This is a genomic window from Arthrobacter sulfonylureivorans, assembly GCF_047607445.1.
In the GTDB taxonomy this organism is placed as follows: domain Bacteria; phylum Actinomycetota; class Actinomycetes; order Actinomycetales; family Micrococcaceae; genus Crystallibacter; species Crystallibacter sulfonylureivorans_A.
Map to the genome: position 1 here is coordinate 1 of NZ_JBLKRT010000072.1, position 4,127 is coordinate 4,127.

Consider the following 4,127-nt stretch of genomic DNA (forward strand, 5'->3'; position numbering starts at 1 on the left):
CCCCGGCTCAGCTGAACCCTCGGTCCGGGCGCAGCCGCTGGTGGCACCGCATTCCCGCGGGCAAATGCCCCGGCGCGCCCTGCCCGATCCTGCGCCGCGGCCGACTTACAATGTGCTCAGGTGCCTCCGCGAGTGGGGCTGTTGCGGGGGAGCAGGAAGCGGTGGAGGCGGCAAAGCACACAGTGCGCGGGCGATCGCTTCGTACCTACCGCAGGGCACGAACCACCCTGATCTGCGTGGCAATTTTCTGGCTCTGGCTGCTGCTGGGGGCCGCCGCGTTTGTCGCCGGCATGTTCGACTCCCCCACCAAACTTTTCCTGGCGATGTACGCCGGCGCCGTGGCCGTGTTGGTCTCCATCCCGATCGGCGTGCTCTCGGCCATCTTCATGCTGCTCAACCGGCCCGCGGCGCAGGACCGGCGGCCGGCTGCGGACCGGCTGTCCTCCGCGGCCAGCTACGTCCGCTCGGCCGTCGCCGCGGTGCCCTGGGCGGCTGCTGCCGGCCGAGCCAAGGAACTGGGCGGCAAGCTGGGCCCGGCGGCCAACAGCCTCGGCACCACCGCCAAGGCCGGTGTGGGCCGGCTCCGCTCGGGTGCAGGGCAGCTGCGCAGGGACGGGGACACCCCGCCTGCCGGACGGCAGCCGGACGCAACAGAGCACCGGCGGCCGGTCAAACGTTTGCCCTCACGGCAGGGACCAATCCAGCAGCAACCCGGTGACCGCGAGCCTTCTGCTCTCCGCCAGCCACCCGCTCCGCGCAGGCCGCCAGTGCCGCCACGGCGTCCGTCCGCCCCGCCGACTGTCCACCGGTCAGACCTAGCCGACCGGGACAGCCGGGACGTCTTCGACGTGGATGAGCTGGCTTCCTAGCACTCCACCACGTTGACGGCGAGGCCGCCGGTGGCGGTCTCCTTGTACTTGTCGCTCATGTCCCGTCCGGTCTCGCGCATGGTCACGATCACCTGGTCCAGCGACACCCGGTGCGTGCCGTCGCCCATCAGCGCCATCTTGGCCGCGTTCACGGCTTTCGCGGCGCCGATCGCGTTCCGCTCGATGCACGGAATCTGCACCAGCCCGCCGATCGGATCGCAGGTCAGCCCCAGGTTGTGCTCCATCGCGATCTCGGCCGCGTTCTCCACCTGCATCGGGGTTCCGCCGAGCACTTCGGCCAGGCCGGCGGCCGCCATCGAAGACGCCGACCCGACTTCACCCTGGCAGCCGACTTCGGCGCCGGAGATGGATGCCTGCTCCTTGTAGAGCACGCCGACGGCTCCGGCAGTCAGCAGGAACTTCACCACCACCTGCTCCTTGTCCTCCCGGGTGGCGTGCTCCATGCCCGGGCCGTAATGGGTGGCGTAGAACAGCACGGCCGGGATGATTCCGGCGGCGCCGTTGGTGGGCGCGGTGACCACGCGGCCGCCGGAGGCGTTTTCCTCGTTCACGGCCAGGGCCACCAGGTTCACCCATTCCTGCCAGTACTTGTGGTCCCGGTGGGGGTCCTCCTTGCGCAGCCGCTCATGCCATCCCGGTGCACGACGGCGGACGTTGAGTCCCCCGGGCAGGTCGCCTTCCCGGCGGATCGCCGAATCCTTGCACTCCTCCATCACGTCGAAAATATGCACCAGCCCGGCCTCGATCTCTTCGCGCGGGCGGGCAGCCTCCTCGTTGAGCATCATGATGTCGCTGATGCCCAGTCCGGTGCTGCGGCAGTGTTCCAAGAGTTCGGCCGCAGTGCGGAACGGATAAGGCAGCTGCTCTTTGGAGGAGTCCAGTTCTTCCTGGGCAGCTTCCTCTTCGCCGTCGCGGACAATAAATCCGCCGCCCACGGAGAAGAAGGTGGCTTCGTGCAGCACGTGGGCATCGCCGTCGTCCGGTGCCGACAGCGCTTGGAAACGCATGCCGTTGGTGTGCCGGGGCAGCACGGTCAGCGGGTGCAGCACCATGTCCTGCACGCCGTATTCAAGCGGCCGCGCGGTGGCGCCGGGCACTTCCCCGCCCAACTGCAGCCGGCCGGTGGCGTCGATGTCCGCCAACCGCTCCTCCACTTGCTGCGGCAGGATCGCCTCCGGCTCGAAGCCCTCCAGCCCCAGCAGCACGGCGGTGAAGGTGCCGTGGCCGCGGCCGGTGGCGGCCAGCGAACCGTACAGATCCACGCGGAGACCGCCTACTTTCTCCAGCAGTCCGGCGACGGCCACCTCGCGCACGAACACTGCGGCAGCGCGCATTGGTCCCACCGTGTGCGAACTGGAGGGGCCGATGCCCACGGAGAAAAGGTCGAAAACGCCTACAGCCATGTCATCCCTGTCCTTTCGGGGGTGGGAGGTACGGCGGTGCCGTCCCCGCGGCCGCGGGGACGGCAGATGCCTGGTGGCGGGAGCGGTTACTGTTCCCGCCGGTAGAAGGGCAGTTCGACGACGTCGAACGGTTCCGGCTTGCCGCGCAGGTCCACGTCCACCCGGGTTCCGGGCTCGGCGTACTCGGCATCCACGTAGGCCAGCGCGATCGGGTAGCCAAGCGTGGGGCTGGGCTGGCCGGAGGTGACTTCGCCGATGGTCTGGCCGTCCTTGAGCACCGGGTAGTGGGAGCGGCCGGCGCGCCGGCCGGCGCCCTTGAGGCCCACCAGTTTGCGGGCCGAACCCTTTTCCTTCTGCGCCTCGAGGGCGGCACGGCCCACGAAGTCGCTGTCCTTCTTCAGCGAGACCACGCCGCCCAGCCCGGCCTCGAAGGGGCTGGCCTGCAGGCTCAGTTCATTGCCATACAGCGGCATCCCGGCTTCGAGCCGGAGCGAGTCGCGGCAGGCCAGTCCGGCCGGCAGCAGGTCAACGCTCTGTCCGGCTTCCAGCAGGGCATTCCAGAGCGAAGCGGCGTTGGTGTTCGGGACGTAGATCTCGAAGCCGTCCTCGCCGGTGTAGCCGGTGCGGGCCAGCAGCAGCTTGAGCGGCGCGCCGGCCACCGTGAAGTCCACCTCATCGGCGGAGTAGTACTTCATCTCCCGCACCGTGCCGTGCTGGGCCGCGGGCACCAGCTGGAGCAGGATCTCCACCGACTTGGGACCCTGGACGGCCACCAGCGAGGTGTCCGCCGTGGCGTCCTCCACCGTGACGTCGAAGCCCTTCGCCCGCGCCGCCAGTTCCGCGGCGACGGTCGGGGCGTTGCCGGCGTTGGGCACCACCAAATAGCGGTCCCCGTCCTGGGTCGCCGGACGCCGGTAGATAATCAGGTCGTCGATGATCCCGCCCTCGGCGTTGCAGATCAGCGAATACTTCGCCCGGCCCTCCGCGACGGCGGAGAGCTTGCCGACCAGGGCGTAGTCCAGGAACTTTCCGGCCTCCGGGCCGGTGATCCAGACTTCGCCCATGTGCGAGAGGTCGAAGAGCCCGGCGCTGTTGCGCACGGCGCGGTGCTCGGCCAATTCGCTGCTGTACTTCAGCGGCATCATCCAGCCGCCGAAGTCGGTGAAGGAAGCACCCAGCCGCTCGTGTTCCGCGTAGAGGGCGGTGTGCTTGGGCGTGGTGGTGGTCTCGGTAGTCAAGGGGGCAGACCTTTCCTAGTTCTCGAACGCTTCGGGCGGCGGGCAGCTGCAGATCAGATGGCGGTCGCCAGCGGCGCCGTCGATCCGTCCGACCGGAGCGAAGTACTTGTCCACCTGCAGCCCGGGCACCGGGAAGGCGGCCTGTTCGCGGGTGTAGGGACGGTCCCAGTCGGAGCTGACCACGGCGGCGGTGGTGTGCGGTGCCAGCCGCAGCGGGCTGTTCTCGAGCGGGAAGTCGCCGTTGAGCACCTGGTCGATCTCGCCGCGGATGGAGATCATCGCGTCGATGAACCGCTCGATCTCTTCCAGGTCCTCGGACTCGGTGGGTTCCACCATCAGGGTGCCGGCCACCGGGAAGGACAGCGTGGGGGCGTGGAAGCCGTAGTCGATCAGGCGCTTGGCCACGTCCTCGGCGGTCACGCCGGACCGGGCGGTCAGTTCGCGCAGGTCCAGGATGCACTCGTGCGCCACCAGGCCGTCGTTGCCGGTGTAGAGCACCGGGAAGTGCTCGTTCAGCCGCTTGGCCACGTAGTTGGCGGCCAGCAGCGCGCTCTTGGTCGCCTCGGTCAGCCCCTCCGCGCCCATCATGGCCACGT

General features: G+C 69.1%; 3 protein-coding genes and 1 pseudogene. 1 reads left to right on the forward strand and 3 read right to left on the reverse strand.

Annotation, left to right across the window (positions count from 1 at the left end):
- Nucleotides 1-236 precede the first annotated feature (236 nt).
- Complete coding sequence (locus ACMX2H_RS18715; RefSeq protein WP_414962757.1) at nucleotides 237-869, forward strand: hypothetical protein; 633 nt, start codon at nucleotides 237-239, stop codon at nucleotides 867-869.
- Here the strand turns inward: ACMX2H_RS18715 and ACMX2H_RS18720 are convergent.
- The 3 genes and pseudogenes from ACMX2H_RS18720 to ACMX2H_RS18730 all read right to left on the reverse strand — a co-directional run.
- On the reverse strand, nucleotides 866-2,293 hold the full coding sequence (locus ACMX2H_RS18720) for an L-serine ammonia-lyase (RefSeq protein ID WP_414962758.1): 1,428 nt from the start codon (nucleotides 2,291-2,293) through the stop codon (nucleotides 866-868). The two genes, ACMX2H_RS18715 and ACMX2H_RS18720, sit on opposite strands and share 4 nt — an antisense overlap.
- Nucleotides 2,294-2,379: 86 nt before the next feature.
- On the reverse strand, nucleotides 2,380-3,531 hold the full coding sequence (gene gcvT / locus ACMX2H_RS18725; protein WP_414962760.1) for a glycine cleavage system aminomethyltransferase GcvT: 1,152 nt from the start codon (nucleotides 3,529-3,531) through the stop codon (nucleotides 2,380-2,382).
- A 15-nt stretch (nucleotides 3,532-3,546) separates the two neighbouring features.
- A pseudogene (locus tag ACMX2H_RS18730) lies at nucleotides 3,547-4,127 on the reverse strand (glycine dehydrogenase (aminomethyl-transferring)); the annotation flags it as partial.